General features: G+C 61.7%; 14 protein-coding genes. 5 read left to right on the top strand and 9 right to left on the bottom strand.

Annotated elements, in window-relative coordinates; all coding sequences use genetic code 11:
- Both JO015_07185 and mtnB read left to right on the top strand, forming a co-directional pair.
- The coding region (locus JO015_07185) for an oxidoreductase (protein ID MBV9998883.1) at window positions 1-128 on the top strand (128 nt) is incomplete at its 5' end.
- A 36-nt stretch (window positions 129-164) separates the two neighbouring features.
- Complete coding sequence (mtnB, locus tag JO015_07180; GenBank protein ID MBV9998882.1) at window positions 165-827, top strand: methylthioribulose 1-phosphate dehydratase; 663 nt, start codon at window positions 165-167, stop codon at window positions 825-827.
- Window positions 828-1,515: 688 nt separating this feature from the next.
- On the opposite strand, the gene JO015_07175 is transcribed toward mtnB, so the two are convergent.
- The 3 genes from JO015_07175 to JO015_07165 all read right to left on the bottom strand — a co-directional run bounded on the left by JO015_07175 (window position 1,516) and on the right by JO015_07165 (window position 5,716).
- Window positions 1,516-3,180 (bottom strand): hypothetical protein, encoded by a 1,665-nt coding sequence (locus tag JO015_07175; protein ID MBV9998881.1) that lies wholly within the window; start codon window positions 3,178-3,180, stop codon window positions 1,516-1,518.
- 79 nt (window positions 3,181-3,259) lie between these two features.
- Complete coding sequence (locus JO015_07170) at window positions 3,260-3,817, bottom strand: sigma-70 family RNA polymerase sigma factor (GenBank protein ID MBV9998880.1); 558 nt, start codon at window positions 3,815-3,817, stop codon at window positions 3,260-3,262.
- A 129-nt stretch (window positions 3,818-3,946) separates the two neighbouring features.
- A complete protein-coding gene (locus JO015_07165) occupies window positions 3,947-5,716 on the bottom strand; it encodes a thioredoxin domain-containing protein (protein MBV9998879.1) in 1,770 nt (589 codons plus the stop codon).
- Window positions 5,717-6,223: 507 nt separating this feature from the next.
- On the opposite strand from JO015_07165, the gene JO015_07160 reads away from it, so the two are divergent.
- Both JO015_07160 and JO015_07155 read left to right on the top strand, forming a co-directional pair.
- Window positions 6,224-6,802, top strand: coding sequence for a sigma-70 family RNA polymerase sigma factor (locus JO015_07160; protein MBV9998878.1), 579 nt, complete (start codon window positions 6,224-6,226; stop codon window positions 6,800-6,802).
- Window positions 6,789-7,523 carry an anti-sigma factor gene (locus JO015_07155; GenBank protein ID MBV9998877.1) on the top strand — a complete coding sequence of 245 codons (735 nt, stop codon included), beginning with the start codon at window positions 6,789-6,791 and terminating at the stop codon, window positions 7,521-7,523. Before JO015_07160 ends, JO015_07155 begins: the two co-directional genes overlap by 14 nt.
- Before the next feature lie 92 nt (window positions 7,524-7,615).
- Here the strand turns inward: JO015_07155 and JO015_07150 are convergent, their stop codons facing one another.
- The 6 genes from JO015_07150 to JO015_07125 all read right to left on the bottom strand — a co-directional run bounded on the left by JO015_07150 (window position 7,616) and on the right by JO015_07125 (window position 12,468).
- On the bottom strand, window positions 7,616-7,984 hold the full coding sequence (locus JO015_07150; GenBank protein MBV9998876.1) for a nucleotidyl transferase AbiEii/AbiGii toxin family protein: 369 nt from the start codon (window positions 7,982-7,984) through the stop codon (window positions 7,616-7,618).
- A 12-nt stretch (window positions 7,985-7,996) separates the two neighbouring features.
- Window positions 7,997-8,479, bottom strand: a complete 483-nt coding sequence (locus tag JO015_07145) for a nuclear transport factor 2 family protein (GenBank protein ID MBV9998875.1) — start codon at window positions 8,477-8,479, stop codon at window positions 7,997-7,999.
- A gap of 148 nt (window positions 8,480-8,627) precedes the next feature.
- Window positions 8,628-9,389 (bottom strand): glucose 1-dehydrogenase, encoded by a 762-nt coding sequence (locus JO015_07140; protein MBV9998874.1) that lies wholly within the window; start codon window positions 9,387-9,389, stop codon window positions 8,628-8,630.
- Between the two features lie 17 nt (window positions 9,390-9,406).
- Window positions 9,407-10,807 (bottom strand): mercuric reductase, encoded by a 1,401-nt coding sequence (locus JO015_07135; GenBank protein ID MBV9998873.1) that lies wholly within the window; start codon window positions 10,805-10,807, stop codon window positions 9,407-9,409.
- 118 nt (window positions 10,808-10,925) lie between these two features.
- The gene (locus JO015_07130) at window positions 10,926-11,585 is read right to left on the bottom strand and encodes an isochorismatase family protein (GenBank protein MBV9998872.1); all 660 of its coding nucleotides are present in this window, start codon (window positions 11,583-11,585) and stop codon (window positions 10,926-10,928) included.
- A 259-nt stretch (window positions 11,586-11,844) separates the two neighbouring features.
- Entirely contained in the window at window positions 11,845-12,468 is a 624-nt protein-coding gene (locus JO015_07125) for a pyridoxamine 5'-phosphate oxidase family protein (protein ID MBV9998871.1), read from the bottom strand.
- A 411-nt stretch (window positions 12,469-12,879) separates the two neighbouring features.
- Here JO015_07125 and JO015_07120 point away from each other — a divergent pair, with 411 nt between their 5' ends.
- A complete protein-coding gene (locus JO015_07120) occupies window positions 12,880-14,493 on the top strand; it encodes a sigma 54-interacting transcriptional regulator (GenBank protein MBV9998870.1) in 1,614 nt (537 codons plus the stop codon).
- Window positions 14,494-15,237 lie beyond the last annotated feature (744 nt).

Below are 15,237 nucleotides of genomic sequence, written 5' to 3'. Positions count from 1 at the left end.
TGACCGTGACGCCGCACATTGCCGGCGCCTCGGTCAAGACGGTTACCATCGCCGCCCAGGCTGCTGCGGAGGAGGTGCGCCGGCACCTCCGGGGTGTGCCGCCCCTCAACCCATGCCGATGCAATTGAAGGCGCGATATGGACACGCAAGCCGTTACTCCCGAAATGCAGGGTCTCATTGAGACCGGCCGGGACTTCCATCACCGCGGGTGGTCCCTCGCGACCAGCAGCAATTACAGCGTCGTGACCGCACGCGACCCGCTGCGGTTGCTCGTGACCTGCAGCGGCTTCGACAAGGGGCGGCTAACGCCGGAACAGTTCGTGATGGTGGGCGAGAATGGAAAATGCGTGTGCGACTCCGGGCGGAAGCCTTCCGCCGAAGTGCTCTTGCACGTCGCACTCGCCCGATATGCCCAAGCGGGTTCGGTGCTGCACACGCACTCGATCTGGGGCACGTTGCTCTCGGAAGCGGGCGCCACCCGTGGTTACGTTGAGATCAGTGGCTACGAAATGCTGAAGGCGCTTGCCGGGATCACAACCCACGAAGTCACGGTGCGGGTAGAGGTCTTTTCCAATACGCAGGATATCCCTGACCTGGCGTGCCGGCTGGCGAAGCGGTTGCGCGACCCCGGCCGCCCTCCGTTCGGATACGCCTTTCTGATCGCCGGCCATGGGCTTTATGCCTGGGGAAAGGACCTGACGGAAGCGCGACGCCACATTGAAGCGCTCGAATTTCTGTTCGAAGTCGTCGCGAGAAAAGGCTGGCTCTTCGCAACCATCAGCTCCGGTTCCACCGTCCAGTTAAGAAAGAATCGCTTGGCTGGGTGAACCTTCTCCGTCTGCTGGGCGGCGAAAGGTCCACGCAATCAGACTCGCGGGCGTCACCGCAGATCGCGGCGCAGAGCGACCAATGGTTGAACTTCCGGTCGGGGCGGCTGATACCATTTCGACGGCCATGGAGGTAAAATCTTGTCTTCCTCCCCATGCGCCCTGCCGGAGTTACACCTATTAAACCGTATAAACAGCCGAGGCCCAACGGGCCGGGTGACGGTTTGATGGCCTGAAGGGCCAAAGGAACATAGCGCAGGGTTTACCCTGGGAAGGCGTTTCCCCCCCGAATTAGCCCTCCTAAGGCGTCACGTCCGTACGCCCACCTTGACAAACGCCCGCCCCGCCGGGTTGGGTTTGCTGAAGGGGCGGCAGAAGGCGTTGCTTACGGGTTCTGCCGCCCCTTCAGGGCCCGATCGTGATTTTACGGTTACCCAGGGTAAACCCTGGGCTATGTTCTACCGGCCCGTCGGGCCTAAGACCGATGTAACGCCGTGCGGAGCATCCGGCAGCACCTCCTCCCGCCGGAATTCTACCGAAATAATTGTGTAAATGGTATGACTGGCAGGACGGGCTCGACGATACGGCTCAAAAGCTGTTGCCTGCCGCGATGGAGGGCCGGTCGGGCAACGGCGAGACGTGCGGGCGAAGCGGATGGCCCGCCGGGAAGAGCGGATGCCCAAAAACGTCAGGACCCAAGCCCCTGTTCCAGCCCGAGAGCGGCGCTGCTCACCTTAATCGCTTGGCGGATCGCCAGCGGATACCGCCGGATGGCGGCGGGCTCTCCCTTGATGCTGACCGAGGTGGTGGTACCGCCGCCCGAGCACGGCAGCGACATACTCCCGATCACGATGAAGCCGCCGTCGAAACCGGCGTCTGCCATCGTGCCCACCCCCACTTTGCCTTCTTTAACAATCGACACGCCTACGCTGCCGAACGCCGAACGGGCCGCCTCCGGATTCATCCGCAGCGCCGCGGATGCGAGCGCGGGCGGTAAGAGGGCCAGCCGCCGCATCGCTTTATAACCGGCGCTCTGACGGGCGCGAGACTGGTCAGTCCGCCGGCGAAAATCGTCCACAAAAGCCACAAATCCGCCAAGCCCCGTCTGCATGTAAGCGCCCGGACGGATCGGCACAAAATCCACCGCGCGTGCCTGGGTGTCAGTAGCCGGAACGTCGACCGTGCTGGCAAAAGTGACGCCCGCGAACTCAGGCCGGTGTGCGAGGCACCAAAGGAGAAGGCATCCGACCGGGATGTTCCCGGCAATTTCATTGGCCGACCGCTGGTTCAACCCTTTGCGTAAAGCAAGCAGGGGCGCGAAATCGATGAAATCGGTTATGACATGAAGCGGGCGCTCCTGTGGCGACGCGCAGCAAGGCACAGGTTCGGGTAGGTTGCCACGATCAGCGGGATAAAATGTCTGGTCATCAGCGCCCCATGCGCTCTCGAGCCGCGTAAGAAGCTCCTGCATGGGCACGCCGTCGCCGCCGGTATGGTGTACCTGCATCCATAGATCGACGGCGCCGTCAGGCAGCCTCCGGCACACGAAATTCAAAAAACCCAACCCGATCACCCTGCGAAAGCGGAAGTCCGGCGGTTCAAAGCGTTTGTCAGATTCCGACGCGGCGAGCTCAAATGAGAGGCAGACGCTCCTCACGATTCGCTCGCCGTACGAGGTTCTCAGCTGCCGGCGCACCGGCGCGTTCTCTCGCCCGCCCCACCGCCTTCGCAGGTTGGGAACGAGCACCCTGGCCCGGGTGCGCTCGGGCAGGTGGCGCGTCCGGTTGTATTCCTCGATAACGTCTCCTTCGATCTCGAAGCGGTCGGATTCCCCCGGGGCGAGCGCCTGACGATCGTCGAGGAAGGGCCGGATCGACTGCAGTTCTCCGGAAGGCGAAAACCGGGCGAGCGTGACGTCGACCTGCGGGCTCGGCACGCGACACGTGCAGAAACGGTCCTGCCGGAGCACGAAGTGCGCGTCCGGCTCGTTCCGGAGAAATCCGGCCAGGCGCTCGGCGAGCTGCTCCTCCTGCTCACGGTCAGAAACTGGTGCGCCCGTCGGGGGTTCGGCTGCAAGCCGGAGACCGAACGCGCTCAGAGCGAACTTGCACCCCTCGGAACGCAGGCCAAGGCCAAGCGTCCGCCGCCAGGGATCAGGCGTCCGCCGCAGGCCCAGTTTGATCAGCAGCATGGTCCCGAGCAGCGAAACCGCGCCGGCGGCATTCAGTCCGACGAGTAGCAGCGTTCTCGCCCTCAAAATGCGCCGGAGCACGAACCGGTTTCGGGCCTGCGAAACCGGGCCGTCCCGCACCGCGTCACGCTCGTTTCCCGTCTGTCCGGCAACGTTAGTCATGATTCTGCCGGTCCGGTTTGATTGCCGTCAGCTCAGAGTTGGACGGGTGACGTGGCCCCGATCCCTTGGGGTCACCCTTTCACTCGGGATGGGCGGGCAAGTGGCTCAACCTGACCCGCAACTGGTCCTTGCCGCGGGCTAACCGCGAGATGACCGTGCCGATGGGGATGCCGAGCGCGCAAGCGATCTCGCGGCAGGATAACTCGGCCAAGTAGTAGAGCTGCAGCGCCGCGCGGCAGGCCGGCTCGACCTGCGCCAAAGCCTCCAGGATGGCCGGCGCGTCTAACGCCCAAGCCGCGGCCTCCTCGCCGCCGCTGACGACCCACCCCGCTGCGTCCTGGGCGGCGCGCTCGTGCTCGCCGGCCCGAAAGGCCACCTGCGGGCGCCGGCGCCGGTGGCGCGCCGAGCGCAAAAATTCCCGGCGTAAAGTGGTGAATAACCAGCGTTGGACGTTGTCGGGCGCGCGCAACGGGTGGCCGTGCCGGACCAAGCGCAAAAAGGTCTGCTGGGTCAGGTCCAGCGCTTCGGCTTCGTCGTTGTGCGTCAGCCCGTAAGCGAACCGGTACAGTGGCTGGTAAAAACGCTCTACCGCCATCTCCAGGTTAATCCTCTGATCAGTTCCAAACGCGGGGATCATGCGATTTCTTTGATTTCCTCGGGCCCATTCTCCCGGAAGCCCCATTTAGTTTTCACTTAGGTGCGACCATCCTCGAGAACCGGATGCATGCGGCGCTGGCGAGGGTACTGCCGGTAATCTACGGTGTTCTCAACGCGGCAACCGGCGCAGCACGCGGTCGAGCGTAGCGGGTAACAGGACGGGCGCAGAGCAACTGCGGTCCGTACAGACGAATGCCGCTGGGGTCGCCAACTCAGGGTATTGGACGTCCGGATTTGGCAACGTGCCTTCCCGGGCGTCCCACCATTCAATCCGCTTGTAAGTTGCCGGTTGCTGGAGCGCCGCCTTGAACAAAGCCTGGGCCGTTGAGTCATCTTTTCGGCCCACTACGGTCACGTGGACGGGCAGCGCGTTAAATTCGCGGTCGGCCAGCAGGAAGCCGGCAACCTGGAAGCCGCGGCGCTCTGCCGCTGCCGGCAGCACGAGAAACCGGATTGCGTGTTCAGCTGCTTGCCGGAAGCGCCATTCACCCGTGTAGTGGTAAAGTAGATTGGCGAAACGCGCAACGGTCGCATTCTCGTCGACCTGCGGCCTGGCTCCCAATGCGGTGCCGCCGGCTGCAGTGAGGTAACCAACTTCAGCCTTGAAGTGCGCCGAAAGGTAATCCATCGCCCCCTCAGCCCTTGTGAGCCAGGCACGGTCGGCTGTTGCCGCGTAGAGGCTGAGAAACGCTTGTCCCATCGCCAGGCTGTCGCCCAGATAAGGTCCGGCCGGATCATTGGCGTCGTGGGAAAAACCGCCTTCGCCCAGGCTGCGGTGCTCTAAAATCCAGTGCGCCGCGCGGACCGCGTCAGACAGGTACCCCGGCTCACCCGCAACCTCGTAGAAGATGGCGAGTGCATGGATGGCCCAGCCGTTTTCGCGTGCGTAGATATGCGTGTCTACCCGCGGAATGCCGAGCCGCCTGCGCGCCCCGTCGTTGAGCGCAAAATAGTTTCCGGCGTGTTCGCCCTCGATGAGGTCGGCATCCTGACTGGTGTAGAACGCGCCGGCGGGCGCGGTAAGAAAATCTCTCAAGTACCGGTGAATCTGCCGGGCGGCCTGCAGATAGATGGGATCATGCCACACTGCGTAGGCCTGAGCGTAAATCCGCAGGTTTTCTGCCTGCATTTGCATGATCTTTTCAAAATGCGGATGGTCCCAATCCCCGTCAGTCGAGTATTGGTAAACGCCGCCCCAGGCCGGGTCGATCAACCTAAGGTTAGCGGCAAGCGTTTCACGCGCCATTCGCTCGAAACGCCCGCCACGCCGGTCGCCGCCAAGCGTTTCACCCATGCAATATTCAATAATGTCCCACGGCAGGAACTTCTGGGTCGTGCCCCAACCTGCACGGCGGTCGTCGTAGTTCTCGAAAAGGACCTGGCGAAACCGGTCACGCGCCTCCGGCCTGAGCTCCATTTCACCGCCGGGCGTTAGGACCGGCTCGGGTAGGACCGAAGGACCCGGGGTCGGGTCATCGATGATTGCCTGAAGCATCGCAGCCATGGGGCGAGGCGGGATGTAACCACGACGCTTGACGATCTCACCGCGGTCGGGACCGAAGACGATTGTCGCCGGCCATCCGTAATCCTCGTAGCAGTTGGCAAGGTCCGGGCGCGCATCCGCATCGGCGCGAACGGCGAGGTAACGAGCCTGAATGAGCTCGATCACTTTCGGGTCTTCGTACGTCACTTTCTCCATGACGTGGCACCAGTGGCACCACCCCGTGCCGAGATCGAGCAGGACGAAACGGTGCTCCTGTTGCGCCCGGGCGAATACGTCCTCTGACCACGGTTCCCAATCAATTGCCGGTGGGTTTGCCAGGCTCTTGCCGGGCGCCGACAAAGCAAGGGCCGTTAAGACCAAAAGCCGAGTGCGCATAAGGAACGCTCCATATCTTGATGAAAGGTGCGCGTGAAAGCCGAAAACGGATGCAGCGTTGACTGCGAGCCAGGGTGACCGGCGGAAAATCAAAGGCAGTGAACCACGAAACCAACCAGCGGATTTTATGGCTAGGTCAGCGATGGAGATTCGGTACCGAAGGTTGCAAACCTCTGAAAGCAGAGCGCCCCTGCATAACCGCAGCGAATAGGTCCGGCAGAAGCGTTTTAACATGCGCCCGGACGATCTGCCTGCCATTTTCTTTTCACCCTGTGTACTTACCAATAATCACCCTTGCGATCGACCAACTCTATGAAATTCATTATGACTTTTGATGGGACCCCCTGACGCACAAACGCGCGCCGAAGGGTTCGCGCGGTTCCAACGGACGGACGGCTTGCCTCCATGCGCGAATCCGGCAGGATTAAACGGTCTGCGCTTGACTTGGCCCGACCCCCGGAACGTAAAACCATAACCGAATTTGCTTGATCATTGATCGTTTGGGCCGTGGACGAATCGGAAAACCAGTTCAACGCAGAACTCATGCGCCGGGTTGCCCGGGGGGACGACCGTGCGTTCAGCGCCTTATACGAGCGTCTTGCGCCGGCCCTGTACGGCATGGCCCTGCGGATGGTGCACGACGCCGCCGAAGCCGAGGATGTACTGCAGGAAGGCTTCACCTACATCTGGCGCAAGGCGCCATCCTTCGATCCGTGCCGGAGCAGCGTTTTCGCCTGGGCAGTGTTGATCGTGCGCCATAAAGCCATCGATAAACTCCGGATCCGTCAACGCGATGAGCGGTTGCGCGAATCGGCGACCGGAGCAGCCGACCTCGAAACGGGAATTGACGAGCAGTCCGTGCAGGAACCGATTCTGCGCGAGCGCCGGGCCGAGGTGCGTTGTGCGCTTGAACAACTTGCGCCGGAACAACGTCAGGCATTGGAACTCGCCTTCTTTGGCGGATTGACGCATGAGCAGATTGCAGAACGCCTGGAGACCCCATTGGGGACGGTGAAAGCGCGGATCCGCCGTGGTTTGGTCAAACTGAGAAGCTTTGTCACGGGAGGACTTCATGGACGAAGCTAAGGAAGAACTGGCCGTCAAGTACGTATTGGGCGAGTTGGCTTGGTTAAAGGAACAGCGGTTTCGGGCCGCGCTTACGCAGGATCGGGAGCTGCGTGAATTCACCTGCGAAATCGAGGAGGCATTTGCCTTGTTTGCCCTCGCGGCACCTCCAGCAGCGCCCCCGTCGGACTTGCCTGCTCGGATCGTACGAGAAAATCCCAAAATTGAGGGTAAGAATTTCATCCGCGGTACATTGGTCCCCTGGGCGCTTGCGGCTTGCTTAGCCCTGATGTGCGCAGTCCTTGCGGGTAGCCGTATCCGGACGGAACGCAAGCTGACTAGGTTGCGGGATAAAGAGGTGCGCCTGGAGGAAGCGCTGGCCGATTTGCGCCGTCAGGACCTGCTCTCACAACTGAAGATCACGACCCTCCAAGCGCAAATCGACGCTTATGCCCGCGCCCGGGCTGTGGTGATTTGGGACGAGGCAAAGAATGCCGGCCTTATCGAGATGCACGATCTACCCGCGCCGCCGCCGGGCAAGAATTACCAGCTCTGGGTCATTGATCCTAAAAGCCCGCAACCGATCAGCGCCGGCCTGGTGCCCTATCCTGCATCGGGGTTGGGCAGGGTAAATTTCACACCCGCTAAAGCCGTTGGAACCGCCGGCGCTTTCGCAGTGAGCGTCGAGAAAGCTGGCGGCTCTCAGACACCCCAGGGTCAGATCGTCCTGCTGGGAAAATAGCGGGAGTGTCAAAAGTCGTGTAAACCCTGGGCTAAGTTCCTTTGGCCCTTCAGGCCATCAAACCGTCTGCCGGCCCGTTGCGCCTGGACCGTTTATACGGTCTGCCAGGTGTAACGCTGGCCGGGCACCTGGGAACCGAGGAGAGATTCAGGTAGCCTTGATGCGGGAAGATGTAGGATTGGTAGAACTTTACTGATCGGCTCGCCCGCATCCGGATCGCCATAACCCAGCGCATCGACGTCTTGAGTTGGCCGATGAAGAGTCTCTGACCAAGTGGCAAACAGCATTGCACCCTTCAGGAGAAATCTATCGGCATAGGGTGACACGCTCAGGCGATAGAAGAGGCATTCAATCGCATAACGCACCAGGGTCGCGTTGAACGGTTCTTGTCGATCCCGGCTCAGGTTCAGCAGGCGCTGCCGAACCGACGCGGGTAGGTTACGTCTGACCGTCTTACTCACATCGGGTAAAGCTCAGCGCGTTTGCGCGAAGTACGTGTTCACCATTTCCACGTCGGACATATAAGTATCGATCTCCGTAACCTTGCCATCCCGGATTCTCAAAACCGTAGTGAGATCCTGGTCGAATACCAGGGTCCCGCGCTGCGCCGTGTTGTGTAACGAGAGCGCAGCTCCGTGGTATCCGATGAGGATGCGCTTGACGGCAAAAGACATGCCGTGGTCCCGGATGGTTTGCGCCCGCCCGATAACGGCATCGACTCCCCGTGCTTCTCCGGAGATGAGGCTGTTTCCGGGCAGGCTCCACACGGCGCTTTTGTCCAGGATTGACCTGAGGACGTCCGCATCGCGCGTCCGCATCGCGTTCAGGAATTGTTCGGCAATTTCTCTCTTTTCGGTTTCCGTGTTCATGTAGAGCTTCTTGAGGGTGATGTGTGTCTGCCCTTCCCGGCACTGAAGTACCGCGCTGCGCTTCGGCTGCTCCTCCGGGGCAAACACCGGCTCAACCTATTCGCACACCGATGTAAGTTCTCACGGCCCGTTGGGCCTTAGACCGATGTGACGCTGACACGCTGTGCTAAGTTCTCCGGCTCCTTCGGGGCGCAAACCCGGTCGACATTCCACCAAGATAACTGTCTGATTGGTATCAGACCTGCGCGCTACCTCCATCGACGAAGAGCTCGATGCCGGTGATGAAGCTACTCTCGTCAGAAGCAAGGAAGGCGACGGCTTTGGCAATCTCATCGGGCGTGCCGGTGCGGCCGAGGGGTGCGCCGGCGGCCGCCTGGGACGCAAACGCTTCAATCTGCTCGTCGTTCATGCCGAGTTCGGTGTTGTAACCGGGCGTTACCACCGTGCCCGGTGCGATCACGTTGACGCGAATGTTGCGCCCCTTGAACTCGGCCGCCCACGTCCGCGCGAAGGACCGCAACGCCGCCTTCGTCGCCGCGTAGACCCCGAAACCGGGAACGCCTTTGATCGAGACCATGGAGCCGTTGATGACGATCGCGCCGCCGCCGGTCATCAGCGGCAGCGCTTTCTGGACGGTGAAAAGCGTGCCCTTCACGTTGATGTCAAAGTACTTGTCGAAGTGGGCCTCGGTCACTTGTTCCAGCGGCACAAACCCGCCGCCGCCGGCGTTGGCAAAAAGGACGTCGAGCCGGCCCGCCCGGTCCCTGATGACGCTGAAGAGGCGGTCCAGGTCATCAAGCTTCGACACGTCCCCTCGGACCCCGATCACGTTTCCGCCTAGTTCCTTGCCGGCGGTTTCGAGTGCATCCGGACGTCGTCCCGTGATGATAACCTGTGCCCCTTCGGACAAAAAATGCCGGGCGGTGGCGAGCCCGAGCCCGCTGGTGCCGCCCGTGATGAGAACAACCTTGCCGTCGAATCGGTTAGATGAAGCCATAAACGGTGCCTGGGGGGTTATGAAGCGGCAAACAGGGCGTTAAACCCTTCCACCATCGTCGGATGGGACAGCACCGCGTCGCGCAGCGCAGTGGCGGGCAGTCCCGCCATCATGACGGCCTGCACGGTGCCGATCATCTCGCCGGCTTCGGCCGCCAACAGGGTGCAACCCAGAATCCGTTGGGTGGGCTTGTCGACGGTGGCCTTCAGCAATCCTTCCATTCGGCCGGTCGTCCTCGCCCGCGGCACGGTCAGGGCCGTGATCGGCACCCGGAGCACCTGGACCTCCAATCCCCGGGCAACTGCTTCTTTTTCGGTAAGCCCCACGTGCGCCAGTTCCGGGTCGGTGAACAGGGTGGAAGGCACGAGCCGATCGCTGCGCGAGCGTGCCCCCTTGCCGAACACGTTATCGCGAAGGATTCGAAAATCGTCGAGGGACGCGTGCGTGAATTGGGGTCCGCCGCTTACATCCCCCAGCGCCCAGATGCCTGGGACGTTTGTTTCCAGGCGGTCGTTAACCTTGATGAAGCCCTTGGCCGTGGTTTCAACCCCGGCGGCGGCTAACTCCAGGTCCTTCGTCACCGGGGCGCGCCCGAGGGCAACCAGCAGGTGGGTTCCGATCCATTCCCTTCTACCTTCGGGCATTTCGTAAGCGACCGCCGCTTGACCGTCCGGCAACGGGCGCACCTCCTTGACGGCCGACTGGCGATGAAATTCAACCCCTTCGCTTTGCAAATGGTTTGCAAGCAGCTCGGCGATGTCCGCGTCTTCATGGCTGAGGATTTGCCCGCCCCGCTCCAGAACGGTCACCCGGCTCCCGAACCGCTGCATCATCTGGGCGAACTCCAGGCCGATGTAGCCCGCCCCGAGCACCAGCAGGCGTGCAGGCACGGCTTCGAGTTTTTGGATGGTGTCGCTGGTGAGAAACGGGACGTCGCGCAAGCCGGGTAGGTCCGGCACCGCCGGGCGGGTGCCTGTGTCGATGAAAATGCGGCTGGAGCTCAGCTGCCGGGTCGCGCCGTCAGTCTGCGTCACCTCGACTCGGCCCGGGCCCAAGAAACGGCCGGTGCCCAGGATGAAGTCAAGGCTTGGAACGGAGGTGAAGTTCTTCAGGTTCAACGCCCGCATGTCCGACACCACGGTTTCAACGCGTTTCCGGACGGCCGGCCAGTCAACCGCAACCCCCTCCACCCGAATACCGAACTCAGCGGCCTGCCGGATCGAGTGAACCAGCCGGGCGCTGGCAATGAACGTTTTGGTGGGGATGCAGGCGACGTTGATGCAACCGCCGCCTATCATCAGGGGATCGCGTTCGACCAGGGCCGTCTTGTACCCGTGCTTGCCGAGATACATCGCCAGCGTCTTGCCGCCCTTGCCGCCCCCGATGACGATGGCCTCATAGGATTGCGGATAGGTCATTCAGTGGAGTGATTAAGGTTTTGGCGTTGAGGGCCTTTTCAGGCACGACCTCCAGTTTGTTTCGAGGCCGTCGTGGTGTCTATCACGTTCATGGACGGATCACTCTCGGCAACCCGTCCTACGGCTGGCCGTGCTTCATTGCGCGGATGGTTTGGTCCGTCGTCCAGACCGCGTGGGCGAGAAATGCAAAGTTAATAAGCGCCGCCTGGTAGCCGTCGCCCCATTCGGGGTGCCTCGGCGCCGCCGTCGCATTTTTGGCTACGGCGACTTCGAACCCTTGCTCGAGCAGTTCGCGCAGGTGCGATTCGACGCACATGTTGGCAAGCATGCCGCCCAGGATGACTTTGCTGACCTTGCGTTTCCGGAGCTGCAGAACCAAGTCATTGGTCTCCGGGCCCCACACCCGGTGCGGCGCGACCACGACGGTCTTGCCGTCTTCGATGTAGGGCTTGAAACGCGCAAGCCAGTCCGCGCCGGACCCGTCAAGGCCCTCAAGGTTTAAGACGCCCCGGCGCGCAAACATACCGGAGCGGGCCTCCTCGGTTTCGAGCGGCCCGTTGAACTTCCAGCCTTGATCGATAGGGTAGAAGTAGTGCGGGGATATAAACACTTCGAAACCCTGGGCCTTCGCTGCCTGGAACAGGCGCTCCATGTTGTCAATGGTCTGGTTTTCCCGGAGGCTTTCATGGACCAGGGGCCACGCGAGGCCTCGTTCACTCAACACCTCGTTTTGGGGATCGATGAACACAATGGCCGTGTCTTCACGATGAATATTCATGGCGGTTTCCGGTAGAGGATTTTTCAGGCGCCGGAACGGCTTTGAGGGCCGGCCCGGCTTCACTGAATATCAGATCAGGGCATTGGTTGGTGCTGCTTCAGGAAAGCCTCGATTCGGGCGGCAATTTCTTCTCCGTGCGTTTCCAGGGCAAAATGACCCGGAACGGACAGGTTGCGGGCGTCCATATTCTTGACGGGTGGGGATGGATTGGTCGTTGTGGTGTAAATTCCCGGGCGGGGAGGGCCCGGACGTTGTCGTTTCAACGATGCTTCTCCAGGTCAGGGGAGCCGTCGCGTGCGGCGAGCCGGGCTTCCAACTCGGCGATGCGGGCCTTTAACGGCAGGATCAGTTTCTCCACCTCCGAAGCGGTAAACCGCGGGGTGATGTATTGCGGGCAGTTCCAATCGTAGCCAATAACCCGGATGAGGAAGAGCCGTTCCACCTTGCGGCGGAGTGATTCGGGGGCGAGCTGATCGACCAGTTCGGGATGCTCGCGCCCGTAAAGCACGCGGGTGCGGCCAAGCAGCTTGAGCCGGGTGCGGTTCGGGTAGTCCATCAGGAAGAGGGCAACCCGATCGGTCGTCGTGAGGTTACCGGTACTGACCAGTTGGCGGTTGCCCTTGAAATCCGCGAAGCCGATAAGGTGAGGGCTCAGCACCTTTATGAAGCCCGGAGGACCGCCGCGGTGTTGAATGTAGGGCCAGCCGGTCTCGCCGACGGTCGCGATATAGAAGCTGTCGCGCGAGGCGATAAAGTCCGCTTCGTCCTGGGTAAGCTCGTCGCCCTTGGGTGCATTCTCCGCGATTTGATGCTCCCCGAAGTACTTGTCCTGGGCTTGTTGCACGGCGGGCGTGAGCACGGTCTGGAAATAGTTGTCGGGCATAGGGTTTCGCCTTCGAGGAGCCGGATGCCTGCCGATCGCAACGCGCCATCAAGGGCGGAAGCCGCGTCAGGTTGATAAAGCAGGATCGTCTTATTGAGACTTAACCGATACAATTGTTCCCACTTTTCCTCCTGATTTTGCGATCATCCTGTTTGTTAAGCGTGAATGCGGAGTCAAGCCCGGATAGAGGCCGGAAGGTCTTCGTTGACCTGGTGTTTGTGCTCGGCGACCCCGCGCGCGCCTGATCAGATTAAATTAAAGCACGAAGCGCGCCACATTATCCACGCCGCTCCAAGCGGATGGTTTGAAGGGCGGATTACGCGTCCTGAACCCGTCCAGGGAGGTAACGAACCTTCGTAAAAACCTCGAAATCTCGTTTTGAACGGCGAGATCCTGGAGCCACATTGCGCCGTGAACGTTGAAGCCCTTCAGCGCGTGGCCCTGGCGGTGGCGCAAGAACGCCGTTTGGAGTCCGTGATGCGGACCATCGTTCAGGGCATCGCCGAAGCACCCGATGTGGCGTTGGTTCGCCTCTGGTACGTCGACCCGGGTGCGGCGGAACCGCACGCCAGCGCTCAACGGGATTGCCGCGGCCAAACCGGCTGCCTTCAACTCGCGGCCAGTGCCGGACGGCCGTTGGCAGCGGGGGAAGACTGGTCGCGGCTCAACGGGAGCTTCAGCCGCTTTCCCTTCGGCGTCGGAAAGGTCGGTGTGATTGCCCAGTCGGGCGAATCGGTGCTGATCCCGGACCTGAGCGCGGGCCAGCCTTGGGTACTCCGGCCCGACTGGGTGATCCGCGAGCGGCTTCGGAGCTTTGCCGGCCATCCCCTGAAATTCCGAGACGACGTGCTCGGCGTCCTCGGCCTTTTCAGCAGGGCCCGCCTTACCGAGAGCGATTTTCGCTGGCTTCGCACCTTTGCCGATCATGCTGCGGTGGCCATCGTTAACGCCCGCAGCTTTGAAGAACTTGAGCGGCTGCGCGCCCAACTCGAACGGGAAAACGAGTACCTGCAAACCGAGATTAAAGAAGCGTTCGCTTTCGGGGATCTCCTGGGCGCTTCCCCGGCTTTGTCGAAAGTGCTCAGCCAGCTTCAGTTGGTGTCCCACACGGCGGTCACCGTGCTCATCACGGGCGAGTCCGGCACCGGCAAGGAACTGGCTGCGCGTGCGGTGCACGAACGCAGCGCGCGCCGGCAGCGGCCGTTCGTCAAGGTCAACTGCGGCGCCCTGCCTGAGCACCTGTTTGAAAGCGAATTCTTCGGCCACGTCCGAGGTGCATTTACCGGGGCGGTGAAGGACCGCATGGGCCGGTTCCAGGTGGCCGAAGGCGGCACGCTCTTTCTGGACGAAATCGGCGAACTGCCGTTGGGCCTGCAAGCCAAACTGCTTCGGGTGTTGCAGGACCAGCAGTTCGAACGCGTCGGCGATGACCGAACCGTGACGTCCGATGTCCGGATCATTGCCGCGACCAACCGGGATTTGAAGCAGGCGGTTGAAGCCGGGACCTTCCGCCGGGATTTATACTACCGGCTCAGCGTGTTTCCGATCGAAATGCCCCCGCTACGGGAGCGCCGGGGAGACATTGCCCTTCTGGCGGCGCACTTTTTACGAACGTCGGCGAGGCGCCTGAAAGTGAACGTTCCCCCGCTCACGACGAGCCAAGTGGAACAACTGCAAGCGTACGATTGGCCCGGCAACGTGCGTGAGTTGCAAAACGTGGTGGAACGCGCGCTCATCCTGGCGCAGAACGGGCAGCTGAGCCTTGACCTCGAACGCCCGAGGACCCGTTCGTTGGAGCCTTCCGCTGAGCAGGGCGGCCTGGCGCGATTCGATTCTCCCCAGGCATCCATTTTCACACGGGCGGAGCTCAGGGAACGCGAACGCGAGAGCATTGCCGCCGCCCTGCGCCGGACCCAAGGAAAGATCGCGGGTCCGCGGGGGGCGGCCGCATTACTGGGCATGAAACCCACGACGTTGACCTCGCGCATGAAAGCCCTTCGGCTCGAGCGTTTTGGTGCCGGTTAGGGCTCAGGTGGGTTCTGGCACAAGATTTCTCGGCGCGGCCGTCGGACCGTACTTAAACTGTAGACGGGCCCGAGTCTTGGAAGCCAAGCCGGCGCACCAGGGCGATCAGCAGCAGGATGCATTCCGATATGTCTTCGCCCGAACCCGCCAGGCGCTCAAGTTCTTCAAAGGGTGACAAGTTAGGAGCTTTTAAAGTTTAATGCTTCAAGGATTTTTGACTCACTTACACCCCTTCTCAGGATGGTTGAGCCGGTTTTAGCCCCGAAGGGGCGGCAGAAAATGCGAGCGACACCTTCTGCCGGCCCTTCAGGCCTCGGACGAGGAATAAGGTCGCTCCCCACGGTTAACCCCACTGCCCTTTAGTTAAGGGCGGCAGGCCGGGTATTGCTTTCGTCCCGGAGGGACGGCTGATCCTAGACCATTTAGGCAGCTATCCCGGTAGAATGCCGGCCGGAGGGGGCGTCGCCGCCGGAGGATGCTCCGCACCGGATTGGATTGGTCTTAGGCCCAACGGGCCGGGAGAACATAGCCCAGGGTTTACCCTGGGTAATCGTCAAATCACGATCGAGCCCTGAAGGGGCGGCAGAACCCGGGAGCGACGCCTTGTGCCGCCCCTTCAGGGCTCGATCGGGGAGGGGTGTGTTCCAAGGGTGAAACCCTGGGCTATGTTCTCCCGGCCCGTTGGGCCTAGACCGTTTATACGGTCTTATAGGTGTAAAGCCGGCGGGGCACCTCAACCCCTGG

The organism is Verrucomicrobiota bacterium (assembly GCA_019247695.1).
Taxonomy (GTDB): domain Bacteria; phylum Verrucomicrobiota; class Verrucomicrobiia; order Chthoniobacterales; family JAFAMB01; genus JAFBAP01.
Note: the sequence above shows the minus strand (reverse complement) of the source record. Positions and strands in the feature narration are given on the sequence as shown.

Excerpts from the sequence above, each read along its gene's own strand:
- JO015_07125 (MBV9998871.1), bottom strand. The coding sequence starts at position 12,468 with ATGCCCGACAACTATTTCCAGACCGTGCTCACGCCCGCCGTGCAACAA.
- JO015_07175 (MBV9998881.1), bottom strand. The coding sequence starts at position 3,180 with ATGACTAACGTTGCCGGACAGACGGGAAACGAGCGTGACGCGGTGCGG.
- JO015_07140 (MBV9998874.1), bottom strand. The coding sequence starts at position 9,389 with ATGGCTTCATCTAACCGATTCGACGGCAAGGTTGTTCTCATCACGGGC.
- JO015_07135 (MBV9998873.1), bottom strand. The coding sequence starts at position 10,807 with ATGACCTATCCGCAATCCTATGAGGCCATCGTCATCGGGGGCGGCAAG.
- mtnB (MBV9998882.1), top strand. The coding sequence starts at position 165 with ATGCAGGGTCTCATTGAGACCGGCCGGGACTTCCATCACCGCGGGTGG.
- JO015_07130 (MBV9998872.1), bottom strand. The coding sequence starts at position 11,585 with ATGAATATTCATCGTGAAGACACGGCCATTGTGTTCATCGATCCCCAA.
- JO015_07155 (MBV9998877.1), top strand. The coding sequence starts at position 6,789 with ATGGACGAAGCTAAGGAAGAACTGGCCGTCAAGTACGTATTGGGCGAG.
- JO015_07165 (MBV9998879.1), bottom strand. The coding sequence starts at position 5,716 with ATGCGCACTCGGCTTTTGGTCTTAACGGCCCTTGCTTTGTCGGCGCCC.
- JO015_07170 (MBV9998880.1), bottom strand. The coding sequence starts at position 3,817 with ATGATCCCCGCGTTTGGAACTGATCAGAGGATTAACCTGGAGATGGCG.